We start from the raw sequence: 12,868 nt of genomic DNA on the forward strand, positions 1-12,868 counted from the left end.
GAAATCTCTCTCGTTCTGCGCTGTGACGGCGACGCCGGTCATGGTTTTTCGGGTGTAATGGCCTGAGCCAGCTTCAGGGCTTCAAGTTCGGCGATCTCGTGCGCGCTCAATGCATGCGCGTTCGGATCGGGCAGCAGACCCTGCATCACGGCGGCGCGCTTGATGATTTCCGAGACGGCCTGAACAAGCAGTAGTGCAAGGCCGATCATGATCAGTCCCTTGGCTGGCCACTGCGGCAGCCCGCCTGCGCTAAACGATTGTTCGTTCTGATTAAAGGAAGCGAGGAAGAAGGGGACCGAAGTCCAGATCAGGATCACACAGAAAGGAACAAGGAAGAACACATGTCCGATCATGTCGATCCAGCTTCGGACCTTGAGCGGAAGAGAATGGTTGATGATGTCGATCTTGATGTGTTCGCCCTTGAGAAGGGTCCACGGTGAGCAAAGCAGGAATACGATGCTGAACAAAACCCACTGCAGCTCGAGATAGGCATTCGACGAGATGTCAAAGACCTTCCGGATGACAGCGTTGGCCGCCGATATGAGAACGGCGAGAACGATCAGCCATGACACCCAGCGGCCGACAAACGTCGTGAACGCGTCGATCGCGCGACTCAGTTTGAGAAGCGATTGCAAACCCCATCCTCCCGAATGTGCCCCTGCGTTGCTTGGCTCTACCGGGACCAAAGAGGTGACGGCATGCCGGCTTTTCCAGCCGGAGGCGCATAAAGCTGACCGACCAAATCAGCGTGTCATGCCGCCGTCAATTGGAAGTTTGTTCATTCCAAGGCAGAATCTGCGGCCTACAGAAGGACCGGGAAATTTGTGCCAAGCAAATTCGAAGGGCAGGAAATATTCGGAACTGACTAGCCGCCGGTGACGCTCATATGCCGGCTGACGCTCGGGCGATTGTGGCGGCGATCGATAATGAAATCGTGGCCTTTCGGCTTGAGTCCGATGGCACGGTCGATCGCGGCTGCGAGGAGGGTATCGTCGCTGGATGCCCGCAGAGGCTTGCGCAAATCGGACGCGTCCTCGTGGCCGAGGCAGGTATGGAGCGTGCCGGTGCAGGTGATGCGGACCCGATTGCAGGATTCGCAGAAATTATGGGTCATCGGTGTGATGAACCCCAGCCGGCCGCCGGTCTCCGAGACGCGGACGTAGCGTGCGGGACCGCCGGTGTCGTCCGGCAGGTCGGTGAGCGTGTAGCGGGCCGCAAGGCGTGCACGGAGCAGCGACAACGGCAGATACTGATCAATGCGGCCTTCGCCGATATCACCCATCGGCATGACCTCGATCAGGGTGAGGTCCATGTCCTTGCCGTGCGCCCATTCCATCAGCGAGGGGATCTCGTCCTCGTTCATGTTCTTGAGCGCCACCGCATTGATCTTGACCTTGAGGCCGACAGATCGCGCCATCTCAATGCCGCGCAGCACCTTGTCGAGGTCACCCCAGCGGGTGATGGCGCGGAACTTTGCCGCATCAAGGGTATCCAGCGATACGTTGATACGGCGTACGCCGCTGTCCCTGAGTTCGGCAGCGAATTTCTCGAGCAGCGAGCCGTTGGTTGTTAGCGTCAGTTCACCGAGCGCGCCGCTGTCGAGATGGCGCGAGAGTGAGCGTACCAGCGACATCACATTGCGCCGGACCAGGGGCTCGCCGCCGGTCAGGCGCAGCTTGCGGACCCCCTTGGCGATAAATGCCGAACAGAGCCGGTCCAGTTCCTCCAGTGTGAGAAGGTCGGATTTCGGCAGAAACGTCATGTCCTCGGACATGCAATAGAAGCAGCGCAGGTCGCAGCGGTCCGTCACCGAGACGCGCAGATAGCTGATCGTCCGCCCGAATGGATCGGTCATTGCAGACGTCGTGGCCATGGAACTTGAAAAGGGTCCGCTCATTCAGCGCCATGCTTATCGCTTCACCCGGCCGGCTACGCCGACCGTGGTATCCCAGACCCAATCTAGGCACGATGAGGCGTGCTTACAAATGAATCTCGCTGGGCAGACAGCGCTAATGGAACGGCGTCAGCGGGCAGGTGGGGGCGGGAACGGGGAGTCCTCTGCCGGTGCTGCGGCCGGTGCGGCGCGTTTGGCTTTAGGCGCCGCCTTGGGGGCTGCGCGGCCCTTCTTGGTGGGAAGCGCCGGCTGCAGTTCCGCGTAAACCGGATTTGGGTCGACGGTGACGCTACCCGGGCTGCTTGGGTCCCTGATGATCTGCACCGGTACGGTTTCCGGCTGATATTTCGGCAGCGAGAAGGTCACGGAAAGATTTTCAGCGGCGACCACCGAGAGCGAGCAGGGAGTTTTGCAGGTTTCGCCGCTGGAGGCCCGCGCCTCAGCGCCAGCTGGCAGCGATTCAAGCTGAATCGTTGCGCTCGGCGGCGTTGATTTGAACATGTCAGGCATGGAGAACGATGAACAACCCGCCAGGCCAAGACCCGCCGCGACGACAACAATGATACGCATGGTGCATCCGTCATGTGATGCGGTGATAGCCGCATAGTCCCCGCGCGGGACCTTAGGAGTGTCGATCCGCGCGTGCAACGGGTCGCATCACAATCGTTAAGAGAAGGTTAATATTGCTGAAGAATCTGACGATAGCGAAAAAGCCATTAATCATCAGTGGGTTGCCGATGATGTCATCAGATTTTCAACGGCTTTCGGGAGTTCCCGCATATGACCGATGACGATGTCGGGTTTCAGTTCCGCGATAGGGATCTCGGTGTAGCCGAAGTCGACCCCAATCACCGGAATTCCGGCCCGGCGTGCAACCCCGACATCGGGGCCTGAATCGCCGATCATGATCGATCTGGAAATGTCCCCGCCGGCCCGCGCAATGGTCTGGCGCAGGATGGTGGGGTCCGGCTTTGCCACTCCAAAAGTGTCAGCCCCGCAAATCGCGGCAAACCGCGCCGTCATATCCAATTTTTCGAGCAGAAGCCGTGAGAGACCTTCCAGCTTGTTGGTGCAGACCGCGAACTTGAATCCGCATCCCTCCAGTTCGTCGAGAGCTGCATACAGGCCCTCAAACGGCTTGGAAGCGTCGGCGATGTGGTCCTTGTAATAGGCGATAAAGTCCCCGGTCAGTCGGTCGATATCCGCAACGCTCATGGCGCGGCCCTCGAGTTCGAGCCCGCGCTCGATCAGTTTTCTTGCTCCGGCGCCGATCATGTTTCGTGCGGATGCAACCGGTACGAGCGGCAGCCCCTCGCGCTGGAGTACGAAATTCAGCGCTCCGACCAGGTCGGGGGCCGTATCGACGAGAGTGCCATCGAGGTCGAAAACAATAAGGGGAGCTGGAGTCATGGCGGATCGCTAGCGGGCGGGGCGGCATCATGCAAGGCCCGCGTCGGGATTGGTATCATGCCCGCCCTTTTTGGCAGTTTTTCCGCCCCAAAGCCGTATCCAGCAGCGCGGAAACCGCGCTATATGCCTCGCGTTCCACGAGAACGGAACGTCGAGGGTACGATGTCGATGGACGATCTGAAGAGGCAAGCGGCGGCGCGCGCGGTCGAGCAGGTGCAGGACGGCATGAAGCTCGGACTCGGCACGGGCTCAACGGCCAAGCACTTCGTTGAACTTCTTGGCGAGCGCGTGAAGGCAGGTCTGAAGGTCGTCGGCGTTCCGACATCGGAAGCGACGCGGGCCGACGCGGAGCGCTGCGGAGTGCCGCTGACCACGCTGGAGGAGGTTGATCATCTCGATCTCACCGTGGACGGCGCAGACGAAATCGATCCTGACCTCGCGCTCATCAAGGGCGGAGGCGGGGCGTTGCTCCGCGAGAAGATCGTCGCGGCGGCGTCAGATCGGATGATTGTGATCGCGGACGAGTCCAAATGGGTCCCGACCCTTGGGCGTTTCCCGCTTCCGATCGAAGTCATCCCATTCGGTCTCGGCGCAACCCGCCGGGCCATCGAGGCGGTTTTTGCGGAAAATGGCGTTTCAGGACAAATGGATGTCCGCAAGACCAAGGATGGCCATGCTTTTGTCACCGATGGCGGCCACTGGATTATCGACGCCCATCTTGGGCGCATACCGGAACCCCCCAGACTGGCGGCAGCATTGAGCTCGATTCCCGGCGTGGTGGAGCACGGCTTGTTTGTCGGTCTTGCGCGGACAGCTGTGCTCGCAGGCCCTCAGGGTATTCGCGTTGTTGAACGGCGCTAGCGCCGCAATTGAGGAGAATTGATATGAGGAATCTTTCGAACGTTCTGCTTGCGGCAGGCGCAGTGCTGGGCCTGATGCTGGGCAGCGCGATGGCGCAGGCTCCCAAGCCGCCATCCCCCGCCGCAATCGGTTATGCGAAGGAAATCCTGACGTCCAAGAATGTCAGCACGATCTATCAGGGCGCCGTTCCCGGCCTCGTGCAGCGAACCAAGGACGTGCTGTTGCAGTCCAACCTGAACTATCAGAAGGATCTCAACGAAGTCGCCGTTCAGGTCGCGAAGGATCTCGCCGGCCGGGAAAAGGAAATCGGTGAGGAGATGGCGCGGATTTACGCCAATGCCTTCACCGAACAGGAACTGAAGGAGCTTGCTGCGTTCTACAAGTCGCCGCTTGGCATCAAGGTGATCGCGCAGGAGCCCGTGGCATTCAACGCTGCGCGTCAATATATGGATCAGTGGGCGCAGAAGTTCGGCGAAGAAATCAACGCGAAGTTTCGCGCTGAAATGAAGAAGCGCGGCAAGGACATCTAAGCAAGATCGGAATTCCAGATGGCGGACCTGGACGTTGATCTGTTCGTAATTGGCGGTGGCTCCGGCGGCGTACGCGCCGCCCGGATCGCCGCTGGTTACGGTGCAAGCGTTCTGGTCGCAGAGGAATACCGTATGGGCGGCACCTGCGTGATCCGCGGGTGCGTACCCAAGAAGCTCATGGTCTACGCGTCCCACGTCCGCCATGAACTGGATGACGCAGCGGGTTTCGGCTGGACCATTCCGCCCGCGACTTTCGACTGGCCGACCCTGATCGCCAACAAGGACCGGGAGATTGCCCGGCTTGAAGCTGCCTATACCTTCAACGTCGAAAAGGCCGGCGCCAAAATTGTGAAGGCGCGAGCGACGTTCGAAGATCCGCACACGCTGCGCCTTTCCACGGGCCAAACCGTTAAAGCGAAATATGTGCTGATCGCCACCGGCGGCGCGCCGAACCACGGCGAAGCTATCCCGGGCATCGAGCACGTGATCTCGTCGAACGAGGTGTTTCACCTTCCGAAGTTTCCGAAGCGCATCGTGATTCAGGGCGGCGGTTATATCGCGCTGGAATTCGCCTGCATCTTCGCCGGACTCGGCGCGGACGTCACAGTGATCTATCGCGGCGAGAACATTCTGCGCGGTTTCGATGAAGATGTGCGAAAGCACGTCCGAAGCGAAATGGAAAAGTCCGGCATCACGGTGCTCACCGGCTGTATTGTCACCAAGGTGGAAAAGCACGGCGAGACGTTCGCGACTCACCTTTCCAACGGATCGAGCATCGCGTCCGATCAGGTCATGTTTGCGATCGGCCGCCACCCGAATGTCAAAGGTCTCGGACTTGAGAAGGCGGGTGTCGAACTGAACCCTATCAACGGCGGCATTGCCGTCGACGGTTTTTCGCAGACCAACGTCCCACACATCTATGCGGTCGGCGACGTCACGCACCGGATCAATCTGACGCCCGTTGCCATCCGCGAGGGACACGCGTTCGCCGATACGGTGTTCGGCAAGCGGCCGACACGGGTCGATCACGCTGACATTCCGACGGCGGTCTTTACCCAGCCAGAGGTCGGCACGGTGGGACTGAACGAAGCCGAGGCGCGGGCACAGTACACCCACGTCGACATCTACAAGACGGATTTCCGCTCGCTGAAGTCGACGCTGTCGGGAAGCGAGTCCCGGATCATGATGAAGCTGATTGTCGATGCCTCGACGGACCGGATTCTGGGCTGCCACATCGTAGGACCGGAGGCGGGTGAACTGATCCAGGTGGTCGGTATTGCCGTGAAGATGAAGGCCACCAAGGCCGACTTCGACGCGACCATGGCCGTGCATCCGACAGCGGCGGAAGAACTGGTGACCCTGCGCACGCCAAGCGCGCGCCACGTCCGTCAGGCCGCGGAATAGTATCTGCGCCCGGTTGCGGCATCAGGGCAGGCGGGTTGGCCGCCGGAGGCGCCCTCAGCCCAGACAAGCCCTTGATCCATTTTACTGATTTGCATCTGGCAAGACCGTACCCACCTGTGTATAACCCGGCGCATCACAAGATTGCCGTTTCCTGAGGAGTTTCAGTCATGTCCGAGCGGTGGACGCCCGACAGCTGGCGCAAGAAGCCAGTGATGCAAGTGCCAGACTATCCCGATGCGAAGGCATTGGCCGATGTCGAGGCGCAGCTTGCGACATTTCCGCCGCTGGTTTTTGCCGGTGAGGCGCGCAATCTGAAGAAGTCTCTCGCCCGAGTCGCAAACGGTGAGGCTTTTCTCTTGCAGGGCGGCGATTGCGCCGAGAGCTTCGCCGAGCATGGCGCGAACAACATCCGCGACTTCTTCCGCGTGCTGCTTCAGATGGCAGTGGTGCTGACTTATGCCGGTGCGCTGCCGGTGGTGAAGGTCGGCCGCATCGCCGGTCAGTTTGCCAAGCCACGCTCATCGCCGACGGAAAAGCAGGGCGATATCGAATTGCCCAGCTATCGCGGCGATATCGTCAACGATAACGCCTTCACGAAGGAAGCGCGCACGCCCGATCCGCAGCGCCAGTTGATGGCATACCGGCAGTCGGCTGCGACGCTGAATCTGCTGCGCGCCTTCGCGACCGGTGGCTTCGCCAACCTTGGCAGCGTGCATCAGTGGATGCTCGGCTTCCTGAAGGACTCACCGCAGTCGCGCCGTTACAAGGAACTGGCCGACCGGATCTCCGAGGCGCTCAACTTCATGCGCGCCTGCGGTCTCGATCTCGAGAGCCATCCGGAACTGCGTTCGACCGACTTCTACACCAGCCATGAGGCGCTGCTGCTCGGTTACGAACAGGCGTTCACGCGCGTCGATTCCACAACCGGCGACTGGTACGCGACCACGGGTCATATGATCTGGATCGGCGACCGTACGCGCCAGCTCGATCACGGCCATATCGAATACTTCCGCGGCATCAAGAACCCGATCGGGCTGAAGTGCGGCCCGTCGCTGAAGCCGGACGAACTGCTCAAGCTGATCGACGTGCTCAATCCTGACAACGAGCCCGGCCGTCTCACGCTGATCAATCGGTTCGGTTCGGACAAGGTCGATGCGCATCTGCCGCAGCTCATCCGTGCGGTGAAGCGGGAAGGGCGCTCGGTGGTCTGGTCGTGCGATCCGATGCACGGCAACACCATCACCTCGACGTCCGGCTACAAGACCCGGCCGTTCGACCGCGTGCTGTCGGAGGTGAAGTCGTTCTTCACCATCCATGCAGCCGAAGGCACCCATGCGGGCGGCGTCCATCTGGAAATGACCGGACAGGACGTCACCGAATGCATCGGCGGCGCGCGCGCGATCACCGACGAGGATCTCAATGACCGCTATCACACGGTCTGCGATCCGCGCCTGAACGCCGAGCAGTCCATCGATATGGCGTTCCTGATTGCCGAACTCCTCAAGCAGGATCGCTCCGGCAAATCGAAGCCAATGCCGGCCGTCGCGGGCTTCTGATGCTCCGCAAGGTGCTGTCGCGGATGTGGAGCGCCACGATCAACAGCCGGAACGGACTGGCGTTTGCCTTCCGTTCCGAGCAGGCTTTCCGTGAAGAGGTCGTCGCACTTGTTATCGCCGTGCCGCTGGCTTTCCTGGTCGGTGTCTCGCCGGAACGCAAGATCCAGTTGATCTGTATCGTGCTGCTGCTGATGGTGGTCGAATTGCTGAACACGGCCATCGAGAAACTGGCCGATCGCCTGACGACGGACCACGACAAGCAAATCGGCCGGGTCAAGGACATGGGGTCGGCGGCCGTAGGCGTCACGCTGGTGATCGCAGGAGGAGTCTGGCTGTTCGCCATCGCCGAGCGCATAGGTCTCATCTGATTTATGCTCATATTGAGCAATTGCGGACCTCTAGCGGAGCGGGCTAAATGCGGTCATGACCAAAGCCACCCAGCTCACGATCACGCTCGCACAGCTCAATCCCGTCGTTGGTGACGTTACCGGCAATGCCGCGAAGGCCCGTGCTGCCCGGAAACAGGCGGTGTCCGACGGCGCTGATCTGCTGGTCCTGCCTGAGCTGTTCATCGCAGGCTATCCGCCGGAAGATCTGGTGCTGAAACCGGCATTCCAGGCTGCATGCCGCGCCGAGATCGAGATGCTGGCGCGCGAAACGTCCGACGGCGGTCCGGCTGTGCTGATCGGCACGCCCTGGGTCGAGGACGGCAAGCTCTACAACGCCTGCGCGTTGCTCGACGAGGGGCGGATAGTGGCGCTGCGCTTCAAGGCCAATCTGCCGAACTACGGCGTGTTCGACGAAAAACGCGTGTTCGCGCGCGGCCCGGCGGCGGGGCCGGTGACCATCCGCGGCGTGCGGGTCGGCGTTCCCATCTGTGAAGACACATGGATGGAAGAGTCAGAAGACTACGAGAACGTTGTCGAATGCCTCGCGGAGACCGGCGCGGAAATCCTGATCGTGCCGAACGGATCGCCCTATACGCGCGAAAAGAACGACATGCGCCTTTCGGTATCGGTCGCACGTGTGGCCGAAAGCGGATTGCCGCTGGTTTATCTCAATCAGGTCGGCGGACAGGATGAACTGGTGTTTGACGGTTCGTCGTTCGCGTTGAATGCCGACCGCTCGCTGGCGTTCCAGTTGCCGGGGTTCGTTGAAAACATCACGACCGTCCGATGGACCAAGGGCGACGGCGGCTGGACCTGCAAGGGGCCGGTGACACCGGTGCTCGACGGCGACAAGGGCGACTATGCTGCCTGTGTGCTCGGCCTGCGCGATTATGTGGGTAAGGCCGGTTTTCCCGGCGTGCTGCTCGGCATCTCAGGCGGTATCGATTCAGCGCTGTGCGCGGCCATCGCTGTCGATGCGCTTGGCGCGGACAAGGTGCGCGGCGTGATGCTGCCGTTCCGTTTCACCGCGCAGGAATCACTCGATGATGCGGCGAAGCTGACAAAGCAACTCGGCATCCACTACGAGGTATTGCCGATTGCCGCTGCGGTTCATGGCTTCGAGGATATTCTCAAGCCGGTCTTTGCGGGCCGGGAGCGGGACGTCACTGAGGAAAACCTGCAGGCGCGCACCCGCGGCGTTCTGCTGATGGCTATTTCCAACAAGTTCGGCTCGATGGTGGTGACCACCGGCAACAAGTCGGAAATGTCAGTCGGCTATGCCACGCTCTATGGCGACATGAACGGCGGCTACAATCCGATCAAGGACATCTACAAGACCGAGGTTTTCCGGCTTTCGACCCTGCGCAACTCATGGAAGCCCGAGGGCGCGCTTGGTCCGTCCGGCGAAGTCATTCCGCCAAACATCATCACGCGTCCTCCGACTGCCGAATTGCGCGAGAACCAGACCGATCAGGACTCGCTGCCGCCGTACGATGTGCTGGACGCCATTCTTGTCCGGCTGGTGGAGCGCGAAGACTCGGTCGCATCGATCGTGGCCGAAGGCTTCGACATCGACACGGTGACCCGCATCGCGCGCTTGCTTAACATCGCAGAATACAAGCGCCGTCAGGCCGCGCCGGGCGTGAAGGTGACGCGCAAGAATTTCGGCCGCGATCGCCGCTATCCGATCATCAACAAGTTTCGCGACAACGGAAAAGCGCCTGCTGCTCCGGATCATTCGCTGGTGACGCGATCGAGCCGCGGCTCGGCTGAAGCGTTCGAAGGCTGACCAGCCATGCGTGCGCGCGGGAAAAATCCCGCGCATTTGATTTGCCGATAACGATCGGTCATTTCCGCACGAAGCTAAGTTTAAAACAGAATTCCCATCGATCCGGATTGCGGCTATGCGTTTCGCCGCAATGGACTCATATGATTTTCGTCATTTAAATCGTTCGGATACTTCGGCGTTGCCGAGATTATCCGGGGGTGAAAATGACGATCGATACCGTTCAACACAAGTTCGCTTACACAAATGGCATCCGCATGCATTACGTGGAGGCGGGAACGGGGCCGCTGGTGTTGCTGTGTCATGGATGGCCGGAATCCTGGTATTCGTGGCGTCATCAGATTCCGGCGCTGGCCGCGGCCGGTTTTCGTGTGATTGCCCCCGATCTGCGCGGCTATGGCGATACCGAAGCGCCAGCCTCTATCGAAGAGTATGACATTCTTCATCTCGCGAGCGATCTTGTCGGGCTTGTCCATGCCGTGGGCGAAGACAAGGCGATTCTGGTCGGCCATGACTGGGGCTCGATCATCGCGGGGCCAACCGCGCTGCTGCGTCCGGATATCTTTCACGCTGTCGCGCACCTGAGCGTCCCGTTTCTTCCGCGGCGGGCCGTGCGTCCGCTTGTCAGGTTCTTCAATCTGACGCGCGAGAAGCATTTCTATCAGGATTACTTCCAGCAGCCCGGACGCGTCGAGCGTGAGCTGGAGGAAGACGTGCGCCGTTCGCTGCTGGGCGTTCTCTATTCGGCATCGGGCGACTGCCGGCGAAGCGATGCGTCCTTCACGTTCGCGTCGTTTCCCAAGAACACGCGCATGGTCGACAACCTGGCGATCCCTGAGAAGATGCCAGCATGGCTCACCGATGCCGACATCGATTTCTTTGCCGCGCAATTCAGAAAATCTGGCTTTCGCGGGCCGATTAATTTCTATCGCAACTTCGATCGCAACTGGCTGCTGACACCGTTTCTCGACAAGGCCAAGTTGCGGCAGCCGTCGATTTTCATCGCCGGCTCCCTCGATGGCGTGCTGCTGATGGCGGCGGAAGAGGTCAAGTCGATGGAGGAGAACGTGCCCAATCTGTCCGGCAAGCATATCATCGACGGTGCGGGACACTGGATTCAGCAGGAGCGGCCGGAAGAGGTCAACAAGCTGCTGGTCGATTTCGCCGAGGCCAATCGCAACCCGCGGCAGCTTTTCGGGTGAACCAGGTTTCCGCCGCCGCGGCCGTCTGAGGGCTAGCGGGCCGGAATAAACGTCGGCCCAACCGAGCGGATCGGCTTGTCACCTGAAGCAGGGGGCGTTTCCGGCGCAGCACCGGTCGGCAACGGTTGTGCGTTCGCGGGCGTTGCGACGGTGCCTGATTTCTTCTGCGCCGATGCCGGAGCCGCCTTTTGCGGCTGTGACATCCGCTTGGAGCTTTCATCGGTCACGATGATGTCGCCCTGCTGGGCGGCTGCCGCCTTGTCGTCGATGTTCTTCAGTGCGTCGGACCAGGTCTGGCCGACGGCCTTGCAACTGCACGACTTGTCGAATGCCTGGCGATACTTGAACGCATTCGGCGATTGCGAATAGGGCTGACCGCTGATCGAGACCGCCTGATTCATGTCTTCACCGGGATTGCGGTAGGTGAACAACGTCGCGTCCGCTGCGGGGCAAAGTGCCTTGCAGGTGCGTTCGTCGTCCGCGAAGCGGCTCGGCACTGTCGCAAATGAGATCGGGAAATAGAATCCATCGCAGCTTCGCGCACAGACCGTGCGATAGGTGCCGGACGCCGCGCCGTTGTCCATCGGCGCGCCACCGGGGTTGTTGTTGCCGCCAAACAGATTGTCGAGGAAACCGCCGCCACCGCTGTTGCGCAGTTGAGCCGCATACTGCGGGCCGCAATTGTTCTGGGCCAGCGCCATCAACACCGAGCGGCGCTGGTTCTCGCGCTCCGAGCCGCCGAATCCGCCGCCGCGCAGCCGCTCGAGGTTGCCGGTGATCTGGTCGAGATTCGAGCGCATCTGCTGAATGCGTGTGTTGATCGGTCCGCACTGTGCGGATGGCCCGGTGAACAGCGAGAAAAATCCTGAACTATCGCAGCCCTGCCGCTTGGCCTGATCCTGCACGCGCTCCAGTTCGGCCTGCTGCCGGCTCTGCGCTTCGACATAACGCTGGATCTGCTCCGCCTTGGCGTTGTCGCCGCCGCCGCCGTCGATGGCCGATAACTGCCCAACCAGCCGCTGGCAGATCGGATTTGCGGTTCCGGGCTGGGCCGCCGGTGGGGGCGGAAAACCCTGTTGTCCCATCGCGCCATGGGTCAACAGCGCCGCGCTTACAAGCGCAGCGGTGGCAAAAGTCCGTCGCAAGAACGTAGAATTCGGCAAGCTGTCACGATCCTGGCTGACCGCGGCGCGGCCGACGGGCTCACATACAAGCTTCCGGCGGCAAGGTCACGTCGATTCAGGGGCGCAGATAAGGCAGAGAATCGTGACGAAAAGAAGCCCCGGAACCGGGGTCTTAGCGCTGGCAGGTGATGGCGATGAATTCGCCGTTGTTCCTGGCGCCGCCGGTGGAGGCCGGGATCGCGCCGGTCACCTCATCGGGATCGACGCGGCGGTAACCGGTGGCCTGCGCAAAATCCCGCGACTGGCAATAAGCCCGCGCAGCTGGAGCCCCGCATTTCTCACCCTTGGCGAGACACTCGTCGACGCCATAGCCGTCCGATTGATTGGCGACGATGAAAACACGGCTGTCGGCACGGGTCTCGGTCGCGGAAATCAGGCATACGCAGGCAGTCAGTGTGAGCAGAAATCGCATGGTGGCACCGGTTCGGGAGAAGCACAGGCGCCTCCATCAATAAACCCGAACGGTTAAGAATGATTAAGGGCGGCAATTCCGTGGCAATTGGGGCTGTGGACGCCGAAATCCATGAGGTGTGACCTTGACGCGGTCCCCCCGGCTGGACCATTGTGCGGCCCATGAACGGCTCACTCTCCATTTTCGGCATCTGCCGCGAGATTATTAGCTAGCGATTCGCTGGCTGGAGCCGTCTTTTCT

The 12,868-nt window shown here is 60.8% G+C and carries 13 protein-coding genes; 7 read left to right on the forward strand and 6 right to left on the reverse strand.

The features are described 5' to 3' along the window. Positions 1–38: 38 nt before the first annotated feature. The 4 genes from I554_RS0119080 to I554_RS0119095 form a co-directional block, all read right to left on the reverse strand. Positions 39–635 carry a TRAP transporter small permease subunit gene (locus I554_RS0119080; RefSeq protein ID WP_024574116.1) on the reverse strand — a complete coding sequence of 199 codons (597 nt, stop codon included), beginning with the start codon at positions 633–635 and terminating at the stop codon, positions 39–41. A 230-nt stretch (positions 636–865) separates the two neighbouring features. After that, positions 866–1,897 (reverse strand): GTP 3',8-cyclase MoaA, encoded by a 1,032-nt coding sequence (gene moaA / locus I554_RS0119085; RefSeq protein ID WP_024574505.1) that lies wholly within the window; start codon positions 1,895–1,897, stop codon positions 866–868. A 126-nt stretch (positions 1,898–2,023) separates the two neighbouring features. After that, positions 2,024–2,464 (reverse strand): hypothetical protein, encoded by a 441-nt coding sequence (locus I554_RS0119090; RefSeq protein ID WP_024574506.1) that lies wholly within the window; start codon positions 2,462–2,464, stop codon positions 2,024–2,026. Between the two features lie 153 nt (positions 2,465–2,617). Next, positions 2,618–3,304 (reverse strand): HAD hydrolase-like protein, encoded by a 687-nt coding sequence (locus I554_RS0119095; protein WP_024574507.1) that lies wholly within the window; start codon positions 3,302–3,304, stop codon positions 2,618–2,620. A 162-nt stretch (positions 3,305–3,466) separates the two neighbouring features. Between I554_RS0119095 and rpiA the strand changes: the two genes are divergently transcribed. The 7 genes from rpiA to I554_RS0119130 all read left to right on the forward strand — a co-directional run bounded on the left by rpiA (position 3,467) and on the right by I554_RS0119130 (position 11,032). Then, the gene (gene rpiA, locus I554_RS0119100; RefSeq protein WP_024574508.1) at positions 3,467–4,165 is read left to right on the forward strand and encodes a ribose-5-phosphate isomerase RpiA; all 699 of its coding nucleotides are present in this window, start codon (positions 3,467–3,469) and stop codon (positions 4,163–4,165) included. 23 nt (positions 4,166–4,188) lie between these two features. After that, positions 4,189–4,695, forward strand: coding sequence for a DUF2059 domain-containing protein (locus I554_RS0119105; protein ID WP_024574509.1), 507 nt, complete (start codon positions 4,189–4,191; stop codon positions 4,693–4,695). 18 nt (positions 4,696–4,713) lie between these two features. Then, positions 4,714–6,099 (forward strand): glutathione-disulfide reductase, encoded by a 1,386-nt coding sequence (gor, locus tag I554_RS0119110; protein WP_024574510.1) that lies wholly within the window; start codon positions 4,714–4,716, stop codon positions 6,097–6,099. Positions 6,100–6,266: 167 nt separating this feature from the next. Next, entirely contained in the window at positions 6,267–7,655 is a 1,389-nt protein-coding gene (locus tag I554_RS0119115) for a 3-deoxy-7-phosphoheptulonate synthase class II (RefSeq protein ID WP_024574511.1), read from the forward strand. A 14-nt stretch (positions 7,656–7,669) separates the two neighbouring features. Further along, on the forward strand, positions 7,670–8,023 hold the full coding sequence (locus I554_RS0119120; RefSeq protein WP_024574512.1) for a diacylglycerol kinase: 354 nt from the start codon (positions 7,670–7,672) through the stop codon (positions 8,021–8,023). A 55-nt stretch (positions 8,024–8,078) separates the two neighbouring features. Then, on the forward strand, positions 8,079–9,833 hold the full coding sequence (locus I554_RS0119125; RefSeq protein ID WP_024574513.1) for an NAD+ synthase: 1,755 nt from the start codon (positions 8,079–8,081) through the stop codon (positions 9,831–9,833). A 203-nt stretch (positions 9,834–10,036) separates the two neighbouring features. Continuing rightward, positions 10,037–11,032 (forward strand): alpha/beta hydrolase, encoded by a 996-nt coding sequence (locus I554_RS0119130; RefSeq protein ID WP_051358655.1) that lies wholly within the window; start codon positions 10,037–10,039, stop codon positions 11,030–11,032. Positions 11,033–11,064: 32 nt separating this feature from the next. Here the strand turns inward: I554_RS0119130 and I554_RS0119135 are convergent, their stop codons facing one another. Together I554_RS0119135 and I554_RS0119140 are read right to left on the reverse strand one after the other, a co-directional pair. Further along, positions 11,065–12,195, reverse strand: coding sequence for a DUF2865 domain-containing protein (locus I554_RS0119135; protein WP_024574515.1), 1,131 nt, complete (start codon positions 12,193–12,195; stop codon positions 11,065–11,067). 133 nt (positions 12,196–12,328) lie between these two features. Further along, on the reverse strand, positions 12,329–12,628 hold the full coding sequence (locus tag I554_RS0119140) for a hypothetical protein (RefSeq protein ID WP_024574516.1): 300 nt from the start codon (positions 12,626–12,628) through the stop codon (positions 12,329–12,331). Positions 12,629–12,868: the final 240 nt, after the last annotated feature.

The organism is Afipia sp. OHSU_II-C1, assembly GCF_000497575.1.
Taxonomy (GTDB): Bacteria; Pseudomonadota; Alphaproteobacteria; order Rhizobiales; family Xanthobacteraceae; genus Afipia.